This is a genomic window from Paenibacillus sp. MER 99-2 (assembly GCF_023714095.1).
Lineage (GTDB): Bacteria > Bacillota > Bacilli > Paenibacillales > Paenibacillaceae > Paenibacillus.
The window spans coordinates 350939-376912 of record NZ_JAMAUZ010000001.1; the positions used below are offsets into that span (position 1 = coordinate 350939).

A 25974-nucleotide genomic window follows, 5' to 3' on the forward strand; every position below is an offset into this window, starting at 1 on the left:
ATGTGTAGGCTCTGCCCTACCCATGTTGATGTTTGGGTTTTTTTTGCTTTATATTGCTCATATTAAGCACAGAGAGCGAACAGAACATTCCGAACACACATCACCACGAGAACGAGAGGGAGAGTACGAATGACTAAGAAAACAGGGTTTAGCATGTTGGCTGCACTTTTGGCTTGTATGCTCATCATGAGTGGTTGTACTTCTACAGCGCCACAAGTATCGGATAATCAAGGGAATCAGGCGACAGAGCAAGAAGGTAACCAACCTGAGCAGACGACGGACAACGAGAAACAGAAGGCAAGAACGGTGATCACGACGGATGGAGAAGTGGATGACATGAACTCTGTCATTCGTTATCTCTATTATGCCAATGAGATGGATCTAGCCGGAATTGTGCTTACAAGTTCAGTTTATCACTATGCTGGTGATAAGGAGGCAGGCATCGAACCATTCCGCTGGACTGGAACCCAGTGGCTATATGACATGCTGAATGCTTACGAGGAGATTTATCCTAACTTGAGCACACATGCAGATGGTTATCCTAAGCCTGAAGATATTCGAGCCATGACCAAAATTGGCAATATCTCCGATAAAGGTGAGATGGACAAGGAAACAGAAGGCTCGGAATTTCTAAAAACGCTGTTTCTCGATGACGACTCAAGGGATTTAGTTGTACAGACCTGGGGAGGAACGAACACAACGGCTCGGGCGTTGAAATCCATTGAAGAACAATACAAGGATACTTCCGATTGGGCTGATATTCAGAAAAAGGTCAGTGACAAGTTGCTGCTATATATCATCCTTGACCAGGATGACAGCTACAACGAATATATTGCGAAGAACTGGCCGGATATTCGTATATTGAACGATCAGTCGAACTTCTGGCATTTTGCCTATGCATGGAAGCTGCATGCCGAAGAAGTAAACAGCAAGCTGCACGGGGATTGGATGAGCAAGAACCTTCTGAACGGACATGGCAAGCTGATGGATATGTACGCTACGATGGGTGACGGCAAAATGATCGAGGGAGAATTAGCAGAGGAACAACGTGGCAGCGCTGATTATCTCAAGAACAATCCGCAATATGACAAGTATGATTTTATCTCGGAAGGGGATTCCCCATCTTTCTTCTATTTAATTGATAACGGTCTTCGCAGTATGGAAGATCCATCGTATGGTGGCTGGGGTGGACGCTTTGGCGTCGTTAACGATAAGCTCTACCGAAATAATGTATTAGACTACGATCCGTACTCCAAACGGTATGAAGCTGAATATTCACTCATGAGATGGTTTGATGACATTCAGAATGATTTTGCAGCACGTGCAGATTGGGGTGTAACAGATCGATATGAGGATGCCAATCATAACCCAACGCTCACCATTAAGGAAGGATTGGATCTGACCGCAGCTCCAGGCGAACAATTAACGCTACACGCGGAAGGACAAGACCCGGATGGCGATCAGCTGACATATAAATGGTGGAGATATTTCGAGGCTGACACCTATCAGGAATCCAAGGAGCAGGAAGGCAAGGCAACACCAGAGATGGCTGGAGATCTACAGCTTGGATTACAGCGCTCATTGGCTAAGGATGAGAAGTTAGATGAGCTTGAGCTCCAAGGAAAAGACACAGACACGGTAACATTCCAGGTACCTGAAGATGCCAAATCTGGTGACACTCTTCACATCATCGCAGAGGTACAAGATGACGGTGAGCATAAATTGAAGCATTACCAACGTGTCATTGTAACAGTGCAATAAACCATTCGAATGGATTGAACCTTGTTCATGCAGATGAATTCGTCCATATGGAGAAGCAAGCCCTGATCTTAATGATCAGGGCTTTTTTATCAAGAAATGCTTTTAAATATGACTACGAAAATTCAACTGTACAAATGAACAAGAGCGTGCTACTTGCGCTGAATGCCTGACCAAAATACATTCCAAGCGATGGCTAGTGCCTGCTCGTAAGACTGGCGTGTCTCATAGACGAGCTGAACGTCAAGTCCATCCATCAGGGTAACGAAGGCAACCGTCGCCTCTTCTGGACTTAGACGAATATCTGTATCCTGAACGGTTGCAAAGGTAGCCGATAATTCTTCCTTCAGTGTGCCAAGGTAGGTTCGATACTGAGCTAATACAAAGTCGTGAACCTCTAGTGGCGTAATAAAGGAGAGAATGTACATAAAAGCTACATTGGGATTGGTCAAAAAGCGGTTTTTATGCTCTAACAAAAAAGAATGCAACTGTTGCTCTAACGGAAGTGTGCTGGATTCGCTAAAAAATTGACGGACAAATTGCTGCTCCTCCTGCACGACCTCTTCATAGATCTCCAGCAGCAATGCTTTCTTCGTTGCATAATGATAGGCAAGGGACTGTTTACGAATGCCAGCCTCCTCTGCAACCTGAGCCATTTTGGTTCCTTCATACCCATAACGGTTAAAGTGCTGAATCGCAATTTCTTTGATACGTTGTTTACTCAATGTGTACCTCCAATGGACGGTTCTTGATGCTCTTTTGTTTAGAGCTGTAGATCAGATACAGCAAAATATACACCACAAAAATACCTATAGATATAGCATACACCATTGTATAAGAAAATGCAGAGGCAACGACCCCTAATACAAGTGAACCCCCGCCAATGCCGAGGTCGAAGAAATTAAAGAATGAGGCCATCGCATTTTCATGCTCATGTTCTTCCACTAGATTAACGCACCAAGTCTGAATTGCCGGGAATATCGCCCCAAAGCCAAAGCCATATAATGCAGCCGCGATGAGGAATTGGATATCGTTTTGGGCGACGATCAGAACCAAAAGTCCAGCGATAGCAAATCCCGCCGCAGGCAGCAACACAGAACCGGGGCCGAGCTGGTCAAACATTTTACCGGAGAACAGCCGAACAACAAAGCTGGCGATCGCCACGATAAAGAAAAACCATGCGATATTGGTAAAGCCCCTCTCATTAGCAAACAGGGCGACAAACGACATAATTGCTCCAGCAGCAATACCAACCAGCATAATGAGAAGGGAAGGGAAAAGAACCTTTTTCTCAATCAATTTCACGGTAGCTGCAGGTGCAGTCTGTGCTTCAGTTTCAGATACCTGTTTAGGTTTGCGCGATACAAATACAGCCATGAGTAGTGCAAGCAATAAGATACACATGCCACCCATGAACAGGCTTTGATAGCTGGATTGCAGCAGTAGCGTCGTTCCGATCAGAGGACCAATAGATACCGCTACTGTCTCGCCGACGCCAAAGTAGCCAATCCCCTCACCGCGACGTGTTTTGGGGATATTTTCGGTTGCAATCGTTGCGAAATAAGTTGTCGCTAAGCCAAAACCGAAGCCGTGGATCACTCGAAATACAAGAATCATACCTATACCTGACGAGAGGTAGTATGATCCTGTCATTAGTGCACAGATGGCGATACCGATAATTAACCAATACTTCTTATCCATCCATGTGGCAAGCACAGCGGTAAAGGGGCGAACTAGAATTGCAGAGAACATGAAAATTCCTGTCACGAGTCCAATCTGTGATGCTTCTCCCCCAAGGGTTGAAACGAATAGGGGCAAGGTAGGGAGAAGCATTTCAAAGGCCATAAATAATAATGCATTGGCTAGCATAATGAAAATAAACGATCTTCCCCATAATTTTTGTGAGGCTGTTCCTGCTGTTAAAGTACTCATAATCTTCCTCCGTATGATGTTCTATGCGATGAAGCATGTTGGAATGATTTTATCTGACGATGGTCAGTTTGTAAAGAGTGAGTTAGCACGTGTTTTCTATCATTTGAATACTTTATGCATGAAAAATTAATATTTTTTAGCCATATTCCAACATTTTCCGATATAATAATGGAATAAAATCAAGGTGTAGACTACTACCTCAGAGAGGTGATTTTGATGAAAGTTGACGTCCTCGAACGCAACAATGTGAAGGTACTTGGTACGGGAAGCCAAACGATTGTATTTGCACATGGCTTTGGATGTGATCAGGATATGTGGCGTTACATCGTGCCTAGTTTTGTAGACAACTACCGTGTGGTATTGTTCGATTATGTAGGCTCAGGACAATCTCAAATTAACTATTATGATGCTGGAAAATATAATAATCTTCATGGCTATGCGCAGGATGTATTGGAGATTATGGAAACGCTAGATATACGAGACAGCATTTTTGTAGGACATTCCGTTAGCAGCATGATAGGGATGCTTGCATCCATCCATGAAACCAAGTATTTTGAACGATTGGTCATGCTGGGGCCATCCCCACGTTATGTGAACGACCTTCCGAATTATTATGGTGGATTTGATAAACGGGACATTGATGAGTTGCTTGAAATGATGCAGTTGAATTTTATCGGTTGGGCTAGTTATCTCGCACCAATTGTGATGCAGAACCCGGATCGGGCAGAGCTATCAGAAGAACTGGAAAAAAGCTTCTGCTCCAGAGATCCGCATATTGCACGACAATTTGCTGAAGTGACGTTTTTCTCGGATTGTCGAGTCGATCTGGAGCAAGCTTCGGTTCCTTCTCTAATTCTGCAATGTTCGGATGATAGTATAGCTCCAGTTGAGGTTGGGGATTATCTGCACGCTCATCTGAAAAACAGCCGATTACAACAGATGACGGCGAAGGGGCACTATCCTCATCTAAGCCAGCCTGAGGAAACGAGTCGTCTGATTAAAGACTACTTGGCAAGCGTTTAATTTGAACGAAAGGCAGTTGTTACATGGATATCCAACTAGACCAGGCTCCTTGCGGATACTTCTCTATCTCGGATTCAGGTATTGTGCGATCAGTAAACCAGACATTGCTGAATATGCTCAAGGTAGAGCATAGCCAATTGCTGGGGAGTCATATTGAATCGACTATGTCGGTAACGAACAAATTGTTTTTCCATACGTATTTCTATCCTTATATCCAGCTATATGGGCATGTGGATGAAATGTATTTTTCTTTTCGCACCAGTGACCAACAGGATGTCCCGGTTCTTCTGAACGGTGTACGGCAGACGCGCGATGGAGAGAGTGTGGTGGACTGTGTTGTCGTTGTCATGCGTAAACGGATTGAGCATGAGAAGGATATTTTGCAGACCAAAACTAAACTGCAGGAGCTATACCAGGCGACACAAGAGGCCAACAAAGAGCTTGAACGTTTACATGAGGAATACGAGGTAAAGCAACAAGCACTGCTCAAAGTAAACGACCAATTAGAAGCGATGGCATCCACAGATCCATTAACGGGTCTCAAAAATCGGAGGTTCTTCCAGAATAGCTTGCTGGCAAGCCTGATTCTGTTTGAGCAGCAGCAACGCGATTTCTCCCTGCTGGTCGTCGATATTGATCATTTCAAAAGCATTAACGATACCTATGGGCATCCAATCGGTGACCTGGTACTCGGAAATCTGGCTGGGTTGCTGCAATCCATGTCACGCAGTAGCGATGTGGTCGCAAGATATGGCGGGGAAGAATTCGTAATCATTCTAGCAGAATGCGATCATGACCAAGCAATGGAGGCAGCAGAGCGATATCGTTCTGAAGTTGCTTCATCCGATTGGGGGCAATATAACATTACCGTAAGTATCGGTGCTGCTACGGCGGTACAAGGGGATACAGATACTTCTGTATTCCAGCGGGCAGATCAGGCACTCTATGCTTCCAAAACAGCAGGTCGAAACCGTGTAACCCATGCAGATCATCTATAAAAGGTTGTTGAAAATAAGAGCCTGTGAATTATTCGCGGGCTCTTGTTGTTTTTTTTGGACAGAGATGAAAATGACGTGCACAGGTAATTGAATCTCGAAGTCGGAAGAGGAGGGGCATATTCCAGCATGAATGAAATTTTGAAGGTCGATAAACAGTACACCTCGCATCTTGTTCGGGCAATTGATGCCGTCAGAGCGTCGGAGCTGGCAAAGCATTGGAATGTAGATATTACGTGTTATCACATTCAGTTATCTCTGGAGGATGATACCAGGCAGTATGGCAAGCCCTATTATTCCGTATGGTTTTATCCCCATGAGATCACTCCGGATAATTGGATGGATGGTAGCTGGGAGGAAATAGACTTATGTGTGCATTTGGATTGTGAATGTGGTGAAGTATTGAGAGTATACGGTGGTAGAAATTGAAATTGAATTAGTTCGAAATTAATGAGCAAACAAGAAACGAAGGAAAAGGTGTATGGTTGCAACACAAAAAAATTGAACGTATTAAGGAGGAGTATCACGATGCAGAAATTATCGGTACATGAACTGTTGGATCTGGAGAACGATGCATGGCCTGAACTCAAGCAGCTATTGGAGGAAGGCAGCAACACGTATACCGTTATTCCAGCACAACGGAGTAAGGGGGAAGAGGCGATCTATGCCCTTCAAGTGAGCACAAAATCTTATCTAGGTGTTATAGCCTATGAAACAGGAGGAGTTCTGGTGGATCATGGCTGGATCACCTTGCTTGGCGCTGAGACAGAACAGGTCGTGGGAAGTCTGATAAGTTGGAATGGGCTCTCAGATCGTCCCGCTCTAGAGGCTCTTGAAGGGGTGCTGGTCGTTGCATATGATGTTGCTGGCGGATTCTTTGCAATGGATACAGGGAAGTTCGAAGGAAGCGGTCACGTATACTATTTCGCACCAGATACGTTGGAATGGGAATCGACGGAACTTACGTATTCTGAATTTATGAACTGGTTAGCGCATGGAGATCTGGAGCAGTTCTATCAGACATTTCGCTGGCAGGGTTGGCAGAACGATATGAGCCAGCTACAGCAAGGACAGGTGTTTGCTTATTATCCGCCACTTTGGACAAAGGAAGGTGGAGGTCAGACAAGTCAAAAAACACCTGTTGCGATCATGGAAGCCTGGAAAATAGCGCGGGGTGAAAGATAATTCATACAAGTTAGCAAATGTGATGCTGAAAGGCGTGAAGAAATGAGTAAAGTTGATATTACTAGTATACAGGATCATTACGGCATTGTATTTCCGCAGGAATATTTGGATTTTCAGCAGACGAACAGCGGTAGTTCCTTCAATCTTATGGAGAGCGGAGAGGTATTAGATTGGCAGATCCGCTTCTCAGTATTGGATGATCAGTTCATCACAAATAACATTCAGATGGTAGATGAGGTTAATCCTGATCCGAAGCGTATTATCCCAATTGCATGGAGTGTCAGCAGTGGCAATAACTATTTACTGGATTATCGTAAACATTCAGCGAGCCCGGCAGTTTTGCTTATGGAGCATGAAGAAGCTATCGTGCGGGAAGATGCTGAGAGTGAGACAGATACACTAGAGGAAGCTCAGCGGTTAATGGAGGGAAATGTGAGAGAGATTGCCGACAGCTTTGCGTCGTTTCTGGCAAAGCTGAGGGCATATCAAGCTCTCTAAAGAGGTTTCCCTTTGTTTACCCTAGGAATTGTTCGACACTAATGCGGGAGATGTAGGGCGGGATGCTCGATGGTGATAGATTACAAGCACTAGCGAAACCATAGCAACGATCAACAGACATCCATAGACATAGTGGTAAGCTTGTTCAACTGTAACGTGTGGAATCTTATGGAGCAACAAACCGCAAGCTGCAACAGATACCGAGCCGCCGAAGAACTGAACAAGCTGTAGCAGACCCATCCCTGAACCAATCTGCGATTTGGGCAGGATACGTGATGCTTCGTTATTGAGTGATGACATGGACGCCGAAATTGCAGGAGAGAAAAATAAATAACCTGCTGTAATAACAAATGCCGATTGATGCAATCCAAGCATAAATAACGTAAGCACAGCGGCAAGCAACACATGCCCGATAATCAGAAAGCGCATATTGCCGTATTGATCAATCCAGCGGCCTATATACCGCGCCATAAATGCAGCAACGATAGCTCCAGGCGCAATGAGCAGTCCAATTGCCAGCGAAGAACGCGCGAACAGGTCGGCGAGCACAAGTGGCATGAGGAACAGATTGCCTAAGTTAACAATTAGGACGCAAAAGCCAATCATGACTAATCGTGTGTAACCTGGCACCTTAAAAACCTGTGGATTAATAAACGACAGCTTGGCTCTGCGAATATACAGAATGTGCACCACAAGAGATAGGACACCTAGCACAAACCATAAAAGCGACTGCTGGGTAATGGCGACCAATAATGTCACAGCGTTCAGTGTGGTTAGAATTGCACCTGTTGTATCAAAAGGCTGATCCGTCTTGGTCGTTTCGTTTGGCAGGAAATAGAGCAGCACAGGCAGTGCAAGCAATACCAGCACGGTAATTGCAAAGAGCCCGTTCCATCCCCAATATTCACTGATTAATCCACCAACGATTGGACCGAGACCAAAGGCCATAGCGCTACCCGACGAGATTAGAGCAATTGCAGCACCTCTTCGCTCCAGTGGGATATAACGACTTGCGATGACGAGTCCTAAGCCAGCCATAACTCCTGCTCCAGCCGATTGCAGAATTCGAGTAAGCAATAACACGGCGAAGCTATGTGCAAACAGACCGAGTAAGGAAGACAGCCCTAGAATGAGCAACCCAATGGTTAGCAGCTTACGTACCGGAATCCGATCCGACAATCGGCTGTAGATTACGGTAGATAAAGCGTATCCGATGGAGTAGCTGGAAATGACCCATGAACCTAGGTCAGACGTAATTTGCAGATCATGAATAATGATAGGTAGTGATACGTTAAACATCGTAGTATTCATCACCACAATGAACAGGCAGCATGTCCACAGTGGCATGACAATGTGATCTTTCATGTAATCCTTCCTGTCTATATGTTCGATATGGAACGATAAGTGCTCGTGATTTCATGCAGTCATATGCGTTCGTTATAACATTTTACGTTAGTGTATTGAATATGGCAATAATGTCATACGTGTTCGTGAGAGTTTCGATTGAAATGGACGAGTTATATAACATAGAAGGAGTGGGCAGATGTGCCTGAATTGAAATTAGGTATCAAGCATATTATTCAACTCATTGTTCTGATTGTTGTGATCAGCATAGGTGTTCTGTTTTTTGTTATACTTCGCCCCTTGTTCTTCTCGTCCATCAGTGAGAAGCAGGCAGAAGCTATTGCTATTAAGTATGCCGCTGAAGAATATGATGAGGATGTGATCATTGATCGTGTTTTTCTCCATGGCGGATATCTCTCCTACCTCATTGATGGGCATTTTCAGAATGAGCATCAGACTTCATTTCGAATGCTAGTGGATGATGATAGCGGCAGGGTATCCGACTTTGAGTTTTCCAAAGATTATGCGAACATGCAGATGTTAGAACTTAATGATACATATGCAGAAGAATTGACAGCCAAAGGATACGAGGTGCCAGAGCGGTATGTGTCGAGCTATGGAGATACTTTTTTTGTAGCGTATAGCTGTGCTGAGTCGAAAGGTTGTGATATTCATGAATTGCAGGTACGACTGCCTGACGGGAGTAGTCAAGATGAGATTGGTGCTTTTGGTGATCTGTACCGGTGGCAGAAGACGTTGCCTGTGCGGATCGATAGCATCTATGTTGATTCTCTAGAAGGTGAAGGAGTGTCCAGATGCCTTCGTCCCGATGCAAGTATAGAAAATCCGGATCATGGACAATCAGATCAATATGCGTGGATGGATTTCATAGAGCAAGGGGAGTGTACGAATCGGGGGGATAAATAATCTTTCCATACAAGGGATACCGCGTGAGTAACTTTGTAGGCAGACAGCAGGCTATATATCGTATTGTATAAAAATGAACAGGCTCCCTTCTATGGAAGGAAGCCTGTTTCGGTTAAGCGACGCTTGTAGCTTTACCTCGATTACGAATCCATTTGATCAGATCCATTAGAATCACTGCGGCAAGGGCAAGCCCGCCAGCAATGAGGAATTCATACCAGCCAAATGCGTCTGGAATAGCGAAGATCCCACGTACTCCTGGAATCAACGTGATTCCATACAGACATAGGCACACAAAGATGGAGCCAAGCACCAATTTGTTCGTTGTGAAACCTACTTGAAAAATAGTCTGTGTATTAGAACGTGCCGCAAACGTCTGTAGACTACGTGCTAGAATCAGCGTTGTAAAGGCCATCGCCACACTGATCTCCTCAGAGATACCAAGTCCAATATACTGGGATATAATGACGGCAATCCCGATCAGAAGCCCGCGCGTAATAACAGCCTGTAGTGTTCCACCGGCAAAAATGCCTTCATTGATATCACGCGGTTTCCGCCGCATCACATCAGGTTCGGCTTTTTCAGTGCCTAGCGCAATGGCGGGTAGAGAGTCATTGACCAGGTTGATAAAGAGCAACTGCAGAGCAGTGAAAGGATTAACCCAACCAACCACCAGTGCAAACAGGATCGCGATAATGGCACCTAGGTTACCAGCAAACAGGTACGCAATTGCCTTTTTGATATTATCAAATACCATCCGTCCCACACTTACCGCATTCACAATCGATACAAAATTATCATCCGTCAGAATCATAGCTGCGGCATCTTTGGCAACATCGGTTCCGCTTCCCATCGCGACTCCGATATCGGCCTGCTTCAAGGCAGGGGCATCGTTGACCCCGTCCCCAGTCATTGCAGCAATTTTGCCTTTACGTTGCCATGCACGTACAATACGGATTTTGTTTTCCGGCGATACCCTCGCATATACCGAAATTTGGTCTAACTTTTGATCCAGCTCCTCATCAGACATTTTGTCTAGTTCGCTGCCTGTGATAGCTAGATCATCCGGTTTGGCAAGCCCGATATCGATACCAATGGCTTGAGCGGTTGTTTTATGGTCACCCGTAATCATAATCGTACGGATACCCGCTTTTTTGGACTCTTCAATAGAGCTGTATACCGCTTCACGGGGCGGATCAATCATAGCCGTTAGACCCACAAGGATCAGATCATGTTCATCCTCAGTGGTAACCTGCTTTTTGTCATCAAATCTCTTGTAGGCGTATGCCAAGACCCGGAATGCACGCTTGGAGAAGGCTTCGTTTTTCTCTTCGAATTGTGTACGAATCTCTGGTGTCAGCGGCTGAACTTCACCGTGAATAAACACATGGGTACAGCGGCTGAACAGAACATCAGGGCCACCTTTGGTCAATAGAGCAGTCTGTCCTTCAAACGTATGCACGGTGCTCATCAATTTACGATCTGAATCGAAAGGAAGCTCGGCTTCACGTGGAAACTGATCACGAATCTCGTTGTAGTCCTTGTTTACTCGGTTACTAAAAGCAATGAGCGCAACCTCTGTCGGGTCACCTAGCTCCTTACCTTCCTGGTTGATATTGGAGTCATTGCAGAGCACGGCAATATGTAATAAACGACGTTCCTCTTCAGACCACTCTTTCGGGTCATCGGGAAACTCTTCTTTGGTACCGTGCGGGATATAATAATCCACCACCGTCATTTTATTCTGGGTGAGGGTTCCGGTCTTGTCTGTGCAGATGATGCTAGCTGATCCGAGTGCTTCGACCGCAGGCAGACGACGAATGATGGCATGCTGTTTAGCCATTTTATTTGTTCCCAGTGATAGGACGATCGTTACGATGGAGGATAAAGCTTCGGGGATCGCTGCAACAGCAACGGCGACAGCAAACATTAGGGCATTAATAATCGATGGGCCAATGTTCTCTGTACCTTCCGTTAACCATACACGTCCTGCTTCAATGGCAAAGATCAGAATGGATAGGCCAAGAATGAAGAAACCTAGTTTTTTGCTAAATGCTTCTAGTTTGCGTTGCAACGGTGTTTCCTTTGCTTCAGCATTCTGGATGAGTTCAGCGATTTTACCGATTTCTGTTTGAAGTGCGGTACCTGTTACCACAAAGGTTCCTCGACCATACACGACGAGTGAGCCACTGAACGCCATGTTACGTCGATCTCCGAGTGGAGCCTCTTCTGCAATGGCATCAGCATGTTTCTCCGCAGCTTCGGATTCTCCTGTTAACATACCTTCGTTAATTTTCAGGCTTCCTGATTCCAATATGCGACCGTCTGCTGGCACATAGTCTCCGGCATCAAGCAGAACGATATCACCCGGGACTAGCTCCCTAGCTGGAATTGTCCTTTTCTGACCATCCCGAATGACCTTCGCTTCTGGCGCTGACATTTGCCGTAAGGCATCAAGAGAGCTCTCTGCCTTCTTCGTCTGCACGACACTAATAACGGCATTCAGCAGAATGACGAGAAATATAATGAGTGATTCAATCAGATGCCCAAGCACAATCTGTACCGCAGCAGCGATGAGCAGGACAATAACCATGGGGTCTTTAAAATTCTCAATAAACAGCTTCCACACAGGTGTGGCGTCTTTTCCTTTTATTTCATTGTATCCAACGGTTTCGAGTCTTTTGGTTGCTTCAGAGGTCGTGAGTCCGTTCTGTGAACTCTGTACTTCATCAAGCGTCTCCTCTGTACTGTGTCTATAATGTTCCAATGGACCAGCTCCTTGCGTATGGATTTCTCTGTTTTATATAACCCTGTAGAATGAATAGAATCAGTGAATCCCATCCCATTTTCAGATATTTGCAGAACAAAGTGTAGACACGGTGTGACTAGAAAAATTAAACGGGTTTAGATTTTTTTGCAGCCTACCTTAACGTATAATTTCCGACGGGATTCAATCTCATTCGCTTGGTTAGCATTACGCTTCGAAATGAATGGGGTTGCACTTATTTTCGCAATATTCTATTTGGAAAGTTACAGAAGTTGGAAGATTCCGGAACTGTGTTCTTAATCACACTTGCACCCTGAAGTCTCTGCTAGGCTTGTTATTAATGAGTTGTTACCAAGTTTGGAGGGAACGATATATGTTTTGTTATCAGTGTGAACAGACGCCTAGTGGGGGTTGTACCGTCGTTGGGGTATGTGGAAAAAATGAAACAGTAGCCAGTTTGCAGGATACGATGATCTTTGCTTTAAAAGGAATTGCCGCTTATGCCACGCATGCACGGCAGTTGGGATATACCGATCCTGAAGTAGATCGGATTACGCATGAAGCCTTATACATGACACTAACGAATTCCAATTTTAATGTTCAAGAGCATATTGATATGGCAATGCAAGTGGGTAATGCGGCTATTCGCATTATGGATGTGCTGGATCGGGCGCACACAGAACGCTTCGGTATTCCGCAGCCCATCACGGTTAGTCAGAATCAGATCGAAGGACATTGTATCGTAGTGACAGGACATAATCTGTATGCTCTGGAGGAGCTGCTGCGGCAGACCGAGGGGAAAGGCATCAACATTTATACGCATTCCGAGATGTTACCAGCACACGGTTATCCTGCACTCAAGAAGTACGCGCATTTGAAGGGCAATATCGGTAAGGCTTGGTATGATCAGCGCAGACTGTTCGAACAGTTCCCTGGAGCTATTCTGGCGACAACGAACTGTGTAATGCCGATCAAAGGAACGTATGCTGATCGCTTCTTCTCCTACGAAGTTGCCGGATTGGAAGGCGTTGAGAAGGTAGAGAACGATGATTTCTCACGCTTAATTGAGCGAGCTTTGTCATTGCCTGTAGCAAACGTACAATCGGAACAGGTACTAACTACGGGGTATCACCATGAAACAGTCATCGGACTGGCACCGGAGATTATCCAAGCAGTCAAAGATGGACATATCCGCCGATTCTTCGTCATCGCAGGCTGTGATGCACCAGGTAAAGGCGGCAACTATTACCGGGAGTTGGCAACATCTCTGCCGAATGATACGGTAATCCTAACAACCTCCTGCGGTAAATTCCGCTTCAATGATGTGGATTATGGCACTGTAGGTGATACCGGTATTCCCCGTTATATCGATCTGGGGCAATGTAATAACTCCGGTTCTACAGTGAAAATCGCTATGGCATTAGCTGATGCTTTCGGTTGTAGCGTGAATGAATTGCCTGTCAGCATTGTGCTGTCATGGTTTGAACAGAAGGCTGTTGCGATCTTGCTGGGCTTGTTCAGCTTAGGCATTCAGGATATTCGCATTGGACCGAAGCCGCCGGAGTTCATCTCGTCAGGAGTATTGGAAGTGTTGGTAGAGATGTTTGGCCTGAAACTCATTACAACTGCTGAAGAAGACATGAATGCAATGCTGGCATTGTCTTAATTATGACTTATATATGTTGAATTATAGAGCCTACCTGTATGGTAGGTTCTTTACTTTATTTTGTATTTCTGGTGGTTCATTTCACCTAGGTACATACTCAGATACGCAATTATAATTGGTTTATTTATCCTATTGTGATTTATTTGTGGAAATGGATATATAGATAGAGGACTTAAATAACTCGGTTTACCGTTGTAAGAGGAGAAGATATATCCATGAATCACAGGCAAGTTGTATTAGACATTTTGCAAATTGCAGGAGGGGAGGACAATATTAGAGGCGCAGAGCATGAACTAACGGCAATCACACTGGTGCTGAAAGATCGGACTCAGGCGGACTTTTCTATTCTCTCTACGAAGCAGTTTACAGCCAATATTCGCCTTGAAGGTGAACGATGCCGGATCGAATTAGAATCAGAAAGTGTAGCATTAGATGTATTCAACACCCTTACGGGCAGCTATTATGTACATAAGATTGAGGATGGAGAGCAAGAAACCAAGCTTGAGGCAAAGAAATCCTTTTCAGTTTTGCACTTTATATCCGATGTATTTAGACCATTACTGCCCGTGATTCTTGGGGCGGGCCTTATTAAGGTCCTGTTGGGCATCATTCTACTACTGAATCAACTCATATCGGATGATCCGATGTTGATGGATGAGCCTATATTCAATTTGCTGAGCATGATCGCAAATACCCCGGTATATCTACTACCTGTGCTTATCGCCGTTAGCACGGCTTACCGGTTGAGAAGCAATATGTATGTGGCTGCCACACTCGGCGGATTTATGTTCTATCCCGAGGTTACCATGTGGTTAAACGGTGAGAAAACAGCTCGTTTGTTTGGCGTGGAAATTATCTCACAGCCAACTCTCTATTCTTCCGTTCCATGGGTTATTCTAGCTGTAATCGCATCAGCATATCTGGAGAGAAAGATTAATAGAAGAGTACCTAGAGCGTTCCAAGGAATTGCCGCTGCATTCATGAGTTTGGTGATCCTCTTGCCAGTCATCTTACTTATTCTAAGTATCGTTGGAACATTCGTGGATGATTATGCTGGAGAGTGGATTAGCTCATTTGTGGAGAGTGCTCCCGTGCTGGCGGTTATGTTAATTGCTGCATTTTTCTCCCTGTTGATGATTGCTGGAGTGCAATATTGTCTAGTTCCAATTATCATTTATGAAATTACGTACGCGGGCTACTCTATTGTACTTCCTACGATGTTTGTTGCGATGTTTGGACATGCGGGTGCAGCGCTGGCAGTTGCCCTTCGAAGCAGAAGGGGAGAAACGAAAAGAACAGCCGTATGGTCCTCCGTTGTAGCACTTCTAGGCATACCTGAACCTGCAATCTACGCAGTGAATATGAGCAAGAGGATCGCCTTTTACTCAGCACTACTAGGTGGGGGGATAGGTGGATTGTACATGGGACTTACATCTGTTAGTATTTCTGTAATTAGCGGTGGTTTCGGCAGTGTGCTCCAGATTCCATTGTTCATAGAAGAAGGCTCATTGAATGTATTGCATGCTTGCATAGGATTGGCAGTATCCTTTGTAGTAGCAGGTGCATTGACTTATTGGTTAGCTGGAAGAATGTCTAAATCCGTTCAGCATTAATTTATAGTAGTTCCCACAGGATTGTATAACCCCGCGCCGACATGGTGTGGGGTTTTCATGTATACTGTGATTCAATGAGCTATATAAGTTGAACTAAAGATTATTTACACTGACACTACGATGACAGAACAACCTTCCAATCGCTGTTATCCCCAGATTTTTTTGATCCCTTTTTCAAGGGTAAATCCGGGGATAGTTTATGCTTCCGATGCAGCTTTCTATCAGAAAGCTTTCAGGCGAACGCTCCGCTTTTTTAGGTTTTTTCTGTCCTCTCCGTTATCGTGTAAATGATTAGTTCAATTTAGATAGATTTCGAGATTGCTAAGGCTGCACGATGCGATAAAGGAGAGGCGTAATGAACAGTATTAACAAGTTAATAGTCAAGATGCAGTACATAAAGAATAATATGGGCGTATATGCCCTGCACTCGTTATGAATCCAGCTGAACAGGGGTGGATTGCGGAATGGCATTCTACTAAACCACTAACGGACAAATGGATTGCAACAGGTGAGCTGCATTATTTTCATCATCATGCGTTCATTCTTATTGTTGATGGTAAAGCTACTTGGAGTATCAGCGGACAGAAGGTTCATGTGTCCTACGGACAACTGATTGCATTACAACAAGATTCGGTAATTGAAGTTGTAGATGGTGGAAATATGGATCTGGCGGGATGGCTTGTGGAGTTCAATACCTATTCCATCATACATCACGAGGGGCGTATGGCTACTTTTGATTGGAAAACTCCGACAAGTCTCTCTTACCAATCTGTACAGTTAATGGCTGGAGACTTGGCGAGAATCAGTCAGCACATGAATGCAGGATCGTCCGCGAAGCATGCGCGATGGGTAGGCAAACAACTCCTCATACACGAACTGCTGAATGTTGTATATGAGAACCAGCCAAGCGAAGAGCAGACCGTTGAACAGGGGATTCTTCGTTCCATTGCTCATATGACTAGTCATTATGATGAGAATATTACCCGCAATCAATTGGCTCAGATTGCAGGACTAAGTCCATGGCATTATTCCCGCAAGTTCAGCGAACGTTATGGTAAGCCACCGCTAGATTATCTGACGCATTACCGAATGTACCGAGCTCAGGAAGAACTGATATTAACCACCGAAACATCACAGAATATAGCCAAAAAGGTAGGCTATGAGGATGCTCACTATTTCAGTCGTAGATTCAAACAATTTGCTGGCACGTCTCCTCGAAGTTATATCACAACCTTATCAGAACGTAAAATTGTATGTCTTTCCCCACTCTGTGCCGAAGTACTCATCGGAATAGGCATAATACCATATGCCGTTGTCGTCGTACCGCTGCTAGTACCACCCGATCAGCATGAACTTTTTGTATCTCACGGTATACGTATATTGCCAACTTCTCAATATGAATTGAATGTGGAACTAATCCAACAAGAGCAGCCAGAGATGATTATTGGCAATGTGTGGGCGGATGAATTGAAGCAGAGCCTGCGCACAATTGCACCACTAATTACGGGACTGAAAATGGATGCCGAGATTCTACTACAGCAGTTAGCAGCTATTTTTCATAAACAAGAGGAAGCTGCTGCCATTCATATGCGGATGAAAGATGCAGTGAGTTCGGCACGGCAGCATTTGCAAGAAACTATCCAAGCTTCTGCGAAAGTTATGGTATTGCGTGTGGAACCATTTGGATATCGCTATTTAGGAGGTTATTCGCACGGGGTGTCCAGATTACTCTACCAGCAGCTTGGTTTAGCTCTTCCAGACTCCTTGCAGGCTGGAGAAGCCTGGTTCAATCCTTGCTCAATCGAACAATTGAAAATGGCTGATCCGGATATTCTGTTTGTGGAGAAACGTGTCATGGAACATTTCAATGCAGAAGAAAGCATGAATCATTTAACGAGTACTCCGGCATGGAATGGATTAAAGGCTGTGAGGAATAATCGGGTATTTTACGTGGATACTCGCTTGTGGGCGGATGGATATGGACTCATCGGGCATACTCAGATATTGCATCAGATCGTGGAGAAGTTGACGAATATTGATCATGCTGGAGCACAATAATCCATTCGGATACGCACGATTCACTATGGAAGAGCCGCTTCTTATTTGATAACATCTGATAATAATAATCATTATCAATATAAGGGGCGAGTACATCATGTTACCAGGATTGAAGAATTTGAGGTTTGGCATTTTGCTGGTGGTATTAAGTTTGATATTAGCCGCGTGTTCCAATGGAACTACGAATGAGACTGCAACGGCGGGAGAAGAAACAGAGGTAAGTACAACCAAAGTTATTCAGGATCAGTTTGGAGAAGTAACCATTCCGACTGAGCCTAAAAATATGCTTGTGCTTGATTCCATTTATGCTGAGTTTTTAATTGAAATGGGTGTTACCCCACAGATGGTGGCCTTTGTACCAGAGATAGAGCCAGACTATCGAGCACCTTATTTTGAGGAACATGGCGTGCAGATGGTGCAATCTGAGCAATATCAATTCAACTATGAACAACTGCTCGGACTAGCTCCGGATTTAATCATTATGAGGGGTGCGGGGATGGAGCAAGCTGTGTATGATGAACTATCAAAAATTGCGCCAACGCTAGCTATGGATACCAACTATGAGATGAATCTGGCTATGCCGAAGCTGGCCGCGATCTTCAATAAGACCGAGGAAGCCAACCAGTTATTAGTCGAATTCGATGAGAAGGCGAAGCTGGCTAGAGAGAAAATTGCCAATGGCATCGGAGACAAAACGGTTCTAGTGCTTCGAGTGGAAAGTGACCGTTATCGTTTCATGGGTCCCAAAGCGGCCAATAGCAGTGTGTTTTTCTATGATACATTGGGACTGAATAGCCCAGAGGTTATCAAAGATTCGGATGTCTGGTTTAATCCATTCTCACTCGAATTTCTCAGTGAAATGAATCCTGACTATATTTTCTTAGAAGACAGATCTTTGAAAGGCTATGATACGAAGCAGTCGATGGAAAACTTGAAAGAAAGCATTGTGTGGACGAACCTGGATGCGGTAAAAAATGATCGTGTGTACCCACTGAAAACGAGTGATTTTACATCAGGCGTAGGGCCAATCGGTTCCGTCAAACTGATGGATTATGTGGTTGAAAAGTTGGTGCCTTAAGATGAAAAAACAGCAATTAGTGGATATTTATGATGTTACTATTGTCGGTGGTGGGCCAGCGGGAATGTATGCCGCATTTTATAGTGGAATGCGAGCAATGCGCACCAAAATTATAGAGGCTAAAGCGGAACTAGGCGGATTTATGCGCACATATCCAGAGAAGATGATTTGGGATGTGGGCGGAGTAGAGCCTGTTCGGTGCGAGCAATTGATTAATTCTTTGGAGAAACAGGCGAAGACGTTTGATCCAACGATTGTGTTTGGACAGGAAATAGCGGGGATGGAAAAACGTGAGGATGGTGTATTTGTACTTACTAGCAAAACGGGAGAGCAACACTATACACGTACAATTCTGCTATGTGCTGGTAGAGGCATGACTCAGATCCAGAAACTTGATATCGAGGGCGCCAACCGCTATGAACTAACCAATCTTCATTATACAATTACGGATCTATCCAGATTCGCCGGGAAACGTGTTCTAATCTCTGGTGGGGGCAATTCCGCGATTGACTGGGCGAACGAAATGATGGGTTTGGCAGGGGAAGTAATTGTAGTACACAGACGCCATGAATTTGCAGGGCATGAGGAACCTGTAGCCCAGATGAAAGCTTTTGCTCAAGTGATGACACCGTACCGCATCTCTCGACTATACGGTGCAGGGGACAAAATTGATTGTGTTGAACTTGCTCATATGGAGAGCGGGGAGATCAAACAAATTGAAGTGGATGAGGTAGTCGTAAGTCATGGTTATGATCGTGATTTTGGCAACCTGGTACAGTGGGGACTCGAGCGGGAAGATTACGGAGTAACCGTTGATCCAAACATGCGTACCAGTATACCTGGTGTCTTTGGAGCAGGTGATTTGATTACTTATCAAAGTAAAGTTCGCTTGATTGCCGGGGCTTTTACCGATGCCGTACTTGCCGTGAACAGTGCTAGCAACTATCTGGACCCGACAGCTACACATACGGCGGGGGTATCCTCGCATAATGTTCGGTTCTATGAGAAAAATAAAGCTCTCTCCAACAGGTAGACGGGCTGATCGAGCTGATATTATGGAATAATCACATCTATGGAGACATATGAAGACCAACCATTATCCTTGCCAACGTCGAGATGTTCTTGACGGCTGGTAAGGTTTTTTTATTATTCGTATTTGGCTGATCTTATTACCGAATCGTAGGTTAGATTTTATTGAAGACTTGGCATGTATTATTGATTCAAATCAAGGCAGAGCATGGTCTCTTCTGTCAGTATAGAGCTACAGATCATTACTGGGAGGTCATAACGATGTTGGATTATACGTTTGACGATATGAAACTAATAAATCGCGACAAGCTAGGCAGCATGGTACCACTCGAGCTGTTTCGTACCATCCGTTTAATTGGATTGAACCAAGGGCTGCCGATGGGAGGCAGAAGCACAACATTAACGATTGGGCGTAAAATTGGAGAGAATCTCCCTGTACATACGGTTGAAGAGTTGCTGCAACTGTTTGAGGAGTTACGGATTGGCATTCCCAGGATTTTGCACCAAGAGGAACATAAGATGATTGTTGCAGTGGATGACTGTTTCTGCAAAGGGCTGCCAACTCTGGAAGAAGAAAAACTGGTCTGTGATCTTGAGGGAGCAATTCTTGAGGGTGCACTGACGAAGATGATGCAGCGTAGAGTTACCGTGAAGGAAACGAAATGTAATGTGAGTGGACACGAGCACTGTGAATATGAGATCAGAATGTAGATTAACATAATCAATTTTCAGGCGATGAGTTATACATATATGTGAATATCTGGTGAAATCCTTGCTGTATAAGTCCGTGGTAATCCATTCTCTATTATACTTAATGAAAATGGACGAGGAGATGGACTCCAGATGAAAAAAACAATGTGGATCATGGCAAGTATAGTGGTTGTGATGGTGTTAGGAACCTATCTAGTTGCAACCAACACTGGCAGGGAAGAGGCAGGTACAGTGAATGCGACCAATGTTAGAAAATTGGTTGAAGATATCAGTACGGGTAAAGAGTCGCCTGTGTCTGCCTCTATTGATGCTAAACAATTAATAGTCACAGATCAAGATAAACACACGACAACCTATGATTTGCCTCAGGATGACTTCTTTCTGTCCATTGCGCCTTATGTGGCGCAGACGCATCCCTGTGAAATTCATAGCCTGACCGGTTGTCAGGGGGAAATGATCAACGAGCAGTTTAGTGTAACGATTCATGATTCTGAGGGTAACAGCTTCATGAAGGAATCTGTAATGAAGTCAGGTGCCAACGGATTTATGGATATGTGGCTGCCGAGAGATCGAACCTATCTCATTCGTGTCGTTCATAATGGAAAAGTTGCGGAGACTCAGTTGTCTACATATGAAAAGGATAATACGTGCATCACAACAATGCAGCTAAGTTAAAACATGCTTGTATATCTAAGGAGAGAGGATAGCTCAAGAGCAGATCCTTTTTCTTTTTGTTCAGATCACCCCAAACACATGGCAATCCCATTGACAAAATAGTACAGGTAGGGGATAATCCAATAGTGATAATGATAATTGTTATCATATAAATATATATAAATAGGGGAGAAAAGAAATATGAAAAAGAGTTTGAACGGACTTTTGTTGATGCTAGTATTCGCGCTTGTGCTGGCAGGGTGTGGTCAATCTACTAGCACTACGAATGATACAAGCAAAGAAGCCGATTCGGGCAGTGCCCCTACTGAAGAGACAGCAGGCCCTGTAACGGTGAAGCATAATCGTGGTGAGCTTAAATTAGACAAGCCTGCAGAACGAGTTGTTACATTGGAATGGACTTATACCGAAGATGTGGTTGCTCTGGGCGTTCAGCCAGTAGGTAACGCAGACAACGCTAACTATAAAGTGTACGTGACTTCCGAAGCTGCTCTCGACGATAGTGTGACGGATATTGGAACACGCAGTGAGCCAAACTTGGAGGCCATTGCTGCCCTCAAACCCGATCTAATCATTGCAAATGCTGATAATAATAATGCTGTTTATGATCAACTGAATGCAATTGCACCAACGCTTGAATTTGATCCATACAACGGCGATGGTTATAACTATGACAAAATGACAGAGATCTTCAATTCGATTGCAACTGCACTTGGAAAAGAGGATAAAGCGAAGGAAGTTCTTGCTGACCTTGATCAGCATTATGAAGAAGCGAAACAAAAGCTGGCTGATGCGGGTAAATCAGACTTCCACTTTGCACTGACACAGGCATTTACCTACCAAAACGCTGCAAGCTTGCGTATGTTTACGGATAACTCCGTTGTAATTGGTACTTTGGACAAAATTGGACTTATTAATGACTGGCAGCCGGACAAATTGGAAGGATACGGATTCTCCACAGTAGGCATTGAATCCCTGTCTGCCGTACAAGATAGCAACTTTATTTATATCACACAGCCAGATGATGACGTGTTTGGTACGGCAATGAAAGATAATTCCGTTTGGAATGGACTGAACTTTGTTAAAGACAAACGCACATATCAATTGGACAGCACAACATGGACATTTGGTGGGCCAATCTCATCCAAAGTTCTCGTTGATGGAGTCGTTGGAGCGATTACGCAATGAGTTCGGTTCAAGCTAAGCCAGCCGTGAACTGGCGCACAATAAGCATCTATGGGGGCGGTTTAACCGCTCTCATCGTGCTTTTTTTTGTAAGCCTCTGTTATGGGGAAGCAGCCATTCCATTGCAGACTGTTGTCGATGCTCTGATTGGTAGACAGAATACACTAGAGCATAATATGATCTGGGATCTTCGTATGCCTCGAACCGTTATTGGTATTCTTGCTGGGGGAGCATTAGCTGTAGCAGGTGCTTTACTGCAAACGATTACGCGTAACCCACTGGCTGCATCGGATACGCTAGGTATTAATGCTGGAGCATACTTTATTGTAGTGCTCGGAGCGATTCTATTTCCAAGCTTGCTGAGCCAATCGCCCTTCTTATTTGCTGCTTTAGGTGGATTGGTGGCTGCATTTGCAGCTTATTTCATGGGCGGCGGAAGAACTTCAACCCCGGTTCGACTTGCATTATCAGGTATGATTGTGTCGATGGTACTTGGTTCATTCACAAGTGCATTACATATTTTCTTCTCCATGGAAACACAGGGATTATTCCTCTGGGGCTCCGGAACACTTGTGCAAAATGACTGGAGTGGTGTTGCCTATGCTTGGCCTTGGGTGGTCGGCATTACAATCCTTGCTCTGTTGTTATCTCGGCAGTGGGACATGTTAGAGCTGGATGAATCAACCGCTTCCTCATTAGGGCAGAAGGTTGGGCTTGCTCGCGCGGGTGGTTTGCTCATCGCGGTATTGCTGGCAGCCGTAATCGTCAGCGTTATTGGGCCGATTGGTTTTGTTGGATTGGTTGCACCCCATCTCGTTCGATTAAGTGGAGTGCGTTCCAGTCGATTATTATTACCAGGTGTGTTCATATGGGGTGCTGCACTGCTCATCGGCGCGGATGTACTTGCCAAAATGGTACATAACTCCAGTATGGAGCTGCCAACGGGTGCTGTGATGGCGATCATTGGGGCACCATGGTTAATCTGGCTGGTGCTTACCCGGATGAAAGCAGCGAATGGCGGTGGCATGACCACCTCCATGAGTACGGGTGCACGTCGCCGCTGGGCTTTTGGCCCATTGGCGGTTGTCTTTAGTGCCGCCACGGTACTTCTGATTTTGGTCAGTACGATGTTTGGTGGTATGCGTATTCCATTAGGTGATCTAATACCGAGTCTATTCACCTCGGATGGGTTGTTCTCTGGCATAATTCAGTTGCGTATTCCACGTACTCTTGTTGCTGCAGGTGCTGGAGCTGCCCTGGCTATTAGCGGTGTATTGATCCAGATGGCAGTACGCAACCCACTGGCGGATGCTTCCATCGTTGGGGTATCCTCAGGCGCAGGTCTGGGAGCGATGATGGTCATTATTCTCTGGCCAGGTCTACCGGCATTCCTGCTGCCTATCGCAGCAATTATCGGTGCAAGTATCGCCGCAACCGTCGTGTTCTCTCTTTCGTGGAAGAAAGGATTAAATCCTTCTGCGGTGGTTTTGCTAGGAATCGCGATGTCCGCTATTGCTGGAGCAGGCATCCAGATTTTAATCGTGCGTGGCGCGGTCTATGGAAGCAGCGGATATATTTGGCTGACAGGAAGCACGTATGCACGCACCTGGGAACAGGTGAGAGTCATTGGACTATTTTTAGTCATTCTCGTACCTGTTGCCTGGTGGCTGGCTCGTAGATTCGAGTTATTAGTATTCGATGATAATAGTGCGTCAGGACTTGGCTTAGGTGTACGCAGAACACGGTTACTGGCAATGGCAACAGGTGTATTGTTGGCAGCTGGTGCTGTCGCCTGTGTAGGTACTGTCGGTTTTATCGGTCTGATTGCACCGCATATGGTTCGGTTACTTACTGGGCATAAGTTAAGACGCTCGATGTTTTTGTCCGCTTTAGTTGGTGCGGTTATGTTGGTATTGGCAGACACGATCGGTAGAACGGTTATGGCACCAACGGAGATCCCATCAGGGATATTAATCGCGCTTATTGGTACACCATACTTCCTCTACTTGATGTATCGTTCCAACTGGCGCAAGTCCATCAAGTAAAAGTAAGGTGAATAGATAAGGATATTTCAGCTCAGGTGCACATGTAAAATAAACTTGCAGCCCGCTCATGTAGCGGGCTTTTCTGCATGGACACGATAGGCTTAGTATATTCCTGGATAGCATGAATAAAAAGTAACACAACAAAGAAGAGAAGCACGGTGTTTCCTATAAAGGGAAATCGTGCTCCTCTTCTTAGCTGATGCTGTTGTGTCTAGTTGTTGGTGTATTTAATTTTTAGGGTCTAAGATTCCGCTGGCTTCCACGTATTGAAGTGCTTGTTCCAGCTGTTCCTGACTTTGCACAAGAGCGAGTCTAACATATCCTTCACCAGAAGGACCAAATGCACTACCTGGCGTAACGATCACACCTGTTTGGTTAACCAGGTCTGTTGCGAACTGTTCTGAGGTGGTGTAATGCGCAGGGATCCGCGTCCAGACAAACATTGTTGCTTCGGGCTTCGTGATATGCCATCCGAGCCGGCTGAAGCCATCGCACAGGATATCCCGACGTTCCTCATAAATCGCTCGTACCTGTTCAACTTGTGACTGATCTCCGGTAATGGCTGCAATTGCGGCTCTCTGAATCGGTAGAAACATACCATAATCCATGTTGGATTTTAATTTCTTAAGCACAGAGACAACCGATGCGTTACCTACACAGAAACCAATTCTTGCGCCAGCAAGTCCATAGGTTTTGGACAAGGAATTGAATTCGATACCTACGTCCATGGCGCCGGGCAGGGAGAGGAAGCTCCCACAAGTCTTTCCATCAAATACAAGTTCACTATAGGCGTTGTCATGAAGAACAATAATATTATGCTTTTTGGCAAAGGCAATCAGATCCAAGTAAAACTGCTCTGGTGCCATCGCTGTTGTTGGATTGTTAGGGTAAGACACTAGCATGAATTTCGCACGAGCTGCGATATCCTCCGGAATATCCTCTAGTTGAATGACATATCCGTGTTCTTCTTGTTGCGGCATATAATACAATTCGGCTCCAGCGAGTAGAGGCCCATCTGCGAACACCGGGTAACATGGATCAGGAACAAGCACCAAATCTCCTTCATCGACGATGGATAGGGAAATGTGTGCGAGTCCTTCTTGTGAGCCGAGTAAAGAACAGATCTGTGTCTTTGGATCCAGATCAACATTATAGCGCTGTTTATACCATGTACTCGCCGCTTGTAATAGCTCACTCTGGTCATTTACCGCATAAATGTAGTTTTGGGGATCTGCCGCAGCTTCGCACAGTGCTGTGATAATATGTGGGGCAGGCGGTATATTGGGTGTTCCTACGCTAAGATCAATCACCGCTTGTCCCTTCTCCAGCCGTTCGCGCTTGATTTCGAGCAGACGGGTGAAGATCCCCTCACTGAAGTGATTCATACGTTTTGCAAATTCCATGATGTTATATCCTCCATTCCTCATCGTACACATATCTATCTATAATAGATGGACTGAGCGTAAATGAGAAGAGCAGGCGTACATGATC

21 protein-coding genes are annotated in these 25974 nt (G+C 45.0%); 16 read left to right on the top strand and 5 right to left on the bottom strand.

Annotation, left to right across the window (positions count from 1 at the left end; genetic code table 11):
• Positions 1–129 precede the first annotated feature (129 nt).
• The gene (locus M3636_RS01540; RefSeq protein WP_251381089.1) at positions 130–1761 is read left to right on the top strand and encodes a DUF1593 domain-containing protein; all 1632 of its coding nucleotides are present in this window, start codon (positions 130–132) and stop codon (positions 1759–1761) included.
• Positions 1762–1910: 149 nt separating this feature from the next.
• On the opposite strand, the gene M3636_RS01545 is transcribed toward M3636_RS01540, so the two are convergent.
• Positions 1911–2483: a TetR/AcrR family transcriptional regulator gene (locus tag M3636_RS01545; RefSeq protein WP_251381090.1), complete on the bottom strand. Its 573-nt coding sequence runs from the start codon at positions 2481–2483 to the stop codon at positions 1911–1913.
• Positions 2476–3690: an MFS transporter gene (locus tag M3636_RS01550; protein ID WP_251381091.1), complete on the bottom strand. Its 1215-nt coding sequence runs from the start codon at positions 3688–3690 to the stop codon at positions 2476–2478. Before M3636_RS01550 ends, M3636_RS01545 begins: the two co-directional genes overlap by 8 nt.
• Before the next feature lie 216 nt (positions 3691–3906).
• On the opposite strand from M3636_RS01550, the gene M3636_RS01555 reads away from it, so the two are divergent.
• The 5 genes from M3636_RS01555 to M3636_RS01575 all read left to right on the top strand — a co-directional run bounded on the left by M3636_RS01555 (position 3907) and on the right by M3636_RS01575 (position 7391).
• Positions 3907–4713 carry an alpha/beta fold hydrolase gene (locus M3636_RS01555; RefSeq protein WP_128103059.1) on the top strand — a complete coding sequence of 269 codons (807 nt, stop codon included), beginning with the start codon at positions 3907–3909 and terminating at the stop codon, positions 4711–4713.
• 23 nt (positions 4714–4736) lie between these two features.
• Entirely contained in the window at positions 4737–5711 is a 975-nt protein-coding gene (locus M3636_RS01560) for a sensor domain-containing diguanylate cyclase (protein WP_128103058.1), read from the top strand.
• Positions 5712–5837: 126 nt separating this feature from the next.
• Entirely contained in the window at positions 5838–6137 is a 300-nt protein-coding gene (locus M3636_RS01565) for a hypothetical protein (protein WP_251381092.1), read from the top strand.
• 99 nt (positions 6138–6236) lie between these two features.
• The gene (locus M3636_RS01570) at positions 6237–6893 is read left to right on the top strand and encodes a DUF2625 family protein (protein ID WP_251381093.1); all 657 of its coding nucleotides are present in this window, start codon (positions 6237–6239) and stop codon (positions 6891–6893) included.
• A 42-nt stretch (positions 6894–6935) separates the two neighbouring features.
• Positions 6936–7391 carry an SMI1/KNR4 family protein gene (locus M3636_RS01575; RefSeq protein ID WP_251381094.1) on the top strand — a complete coding sequence of 152 codons (456 nt, stop codon included), beginning with the start codon at positions 6936–6938 and terminating at the stop codon, positions 7389–7391.
• A gap of 21 nt (positions 7392–7412) precedes the next feature.
• Here the strand turns inward: M3636_RS01575 and M3636_RS01580 are convergent, their stop codons facing one another.
• A complete protein-coding gene (locus M3636_RS01580; protein ID WP_251381095.1) occupies positions 7413–8756 on the bottom strand; it encodes an MFS transporter in 1344 nt (447 codons plus the stop codon).
• Between the two features lie 180 nt (positions 8757–8936).
• Here M3636_RS01580 and M3636_RS01585 point away from each other — a divergent pair, with 180 nt between their 5' ends.
• Entirely contained in the window at positions 8937–9662 is a 726-nt protein-coding gene (locus M3636_RS01585; protein WP_251381096.1) for a hypothetical protein, read from the top strand.
• A gap of 112 nt (positions 9663–9774) precedes the next feature.
• Here the strand turns inward: M3636_RS01585 and M3636_RS01590 are convergent, their stop codons facing one another.
• Positions 9775–12426, bottom strand: coding sequence for a cation-translocating P-type ATPase (locus M3636_RS01590; RefSeq protein ID WP_251381097.1), 2652 nt, complete (start codon positions 12424–12426; stop codon positions 9775–9777).
• Between the two features lie 373 nt (positions 12427–12799).
• Between M3636_RS01590 and hcp the strand changes: the two genes are divergently transcribed.
• The 9 genes from hcp to M3636_RS01635 all read left to right on the top strand — a co-directional run bounded on the left by hcp (position 12800) and on the right by M3636_RS01635 (position 24483).
• Positions 12800–14092: a hydroxylamine reductase gene (gene hcp, locus M3636_RS01595; protein ID WP_056701675.1), complete on the top strand. Its 1293-nt coding sequence runs from the start codon at positions 12800–12802 to the stop codon at positions 14090–14092.
• A 215-nt stretch (positions 14093–14307) separates the two neighbouring features.
• On the top strand, positions 14308–15705 hold the full coding sequence (locus M3636_RS01600) for a PTS sugar transporter subunit IIC (RefSeq protein ID WP_251381098.1): 1398 nt from the start codon (positions 14308–14310) through the stop codon (positions 15703–15705).
• A gap of 432 nt (positions 15706–16137) precedes the next feature.
• Positions 16138–17763, top strand: a complete 1626-nt coding sequence (locus tag M3636_RS01605; RefSeq protein ID WP_251381099.1) for a helix-turn-helix domain-containing protein — start codon at positions 16138–16140, stop codon at positions 17761–17763.
• Positions 17764–17860: 97 nt separating this feature from the next.
• Positions 17861–18841: an ABC transporter substrate-binding protein gene (locus tag M3636_RS01610; protein WP_251381100.1), complete on the top strand. Its 981-nt coding sequence runs from the start codon at positions 17861–17863 to the stop codon at positions 18839–18841.
• A gap of 1 nt (position 18842) precedes the next feature.
• Positions 18843–19874: an NAD(P)/FAD-dependent oxidoreductase gene (locus tag M3636_RS01615; protein WP_251381101.1), complete on the top strand. Its 1032-nt coding sequence runs from the start codon at positions 18843–18845 to the stop codon at positions 19872–19874.
• 257 nt (positions 19875–20131) lie between these two features.
• The gene (locus tag M3636_RS01620; RefSeq protein ID WP_251381102.1) at positions 20132–20581 is read left to right on the top strand and encodes a V4R domain-containing protein; all 450 of its coding nucleotides are present in this window, start codon (positions 20132–20134) and stop codon (positions 20579–20581) included.
• A gap of 132 nt (positions 20582–20713) precedes the next feature.
• Positions 20714–21256, top strand: a complete 543-nt coding sequence (locus M3636_RS01625) for a CueP family metal-binding protein (protein WP_128103044.1) — start codon at positions 20714–20716, stop codon at positions 21254–21256.
• Between the two features lie 180 nt (positions 21257–21436).
• Complete coding sequence (locus M3636_RS01630) at positions 21437–22441, top strand: ABC transporter substrate-binding protein (protein WP_128103043.1); 1005 nt, start codon at positions 21437–21439, stop codon at positions 22439–22441.
• On the top strand, positions 22438–24483 hold the full coding sequence (locus tag M3636_RS01635) for an iron ABC transporter permease (RefSeq protein ID WP_128103042.1): 2046 nt from the start codon (positions 22438–22440) through the stop codon (positions 24481–24483). Before M3636_RS01630 ends, M3636_RS01635 begins: the two co-directional genes overlap by 4 nt.
• A 227-nt stretch (positions 24484–24710) precedes the next feature.
• On the opposite strand, the gene M3636_RS01640 is transcribed toward M3636_RS01635, so the two are convergent.
• Complete coding sequence (locus tag M3636_RS01640) at positions 24711–25886, bottom strand: aminotransferase class I/II-fold pyridoxal phosphate-dependent enzyme (protein ID WP_251381103.1); 1176 nt, start codon at positions 25884–25886, stop codon at positions 24711–24713.
• Positions 25887–25974: the final 88 nt, after the last annotated feature.